The following is a 235-nucleotide window of genomic DNA, read 5'->3' on the forward strand; positions in this document are numbered from 1 at the left end:
CAGGGCCGCCGAGGTGCGTTCGGGCAGCTGCGAAAAATACGACGCCACGCGCTCTACCAGGGTGCGCTGCAGCCCGCTGACCAGCGTGCTCTGGATGCGCGCGGCGCGCGGCTGCGCGGCATGCAGCCGCTGGGCCAGCAGCGCCGCCGGCAGCGGCGGCTGCAGCGCGCGGGTCACCACCGCTTCGTTACGGGGGTGGTCCAGGTCGTGGCGTGGCCATACCCCGAGCGCCGCC

Annotated in this window: 1 protein-coding gene; it reads right to left on the reverse strand. The window is 74.9% G+C overall.

The genetic code is table 11. From position 1 onward, the window contains the following. Window positions 1-235: hypothetical protein (locus tag ACQG3P_RS23910; protein WP_426806440.1), on the reverse strand; the 235-nt coding region annotated here is incomplete at both ends.

The organism is Stenotrophomonas sp. SrG (genome assembly GCF_050031795.1).
GTDB classification, from domain to species: domain Bacteria; phylum Pseudomonadota; class Gammaproteobacteria; order Xanthomonadales; family Xanthomonadaceae; genus Stenotrophomonas; species Stenotrophomonas rhizophila_A.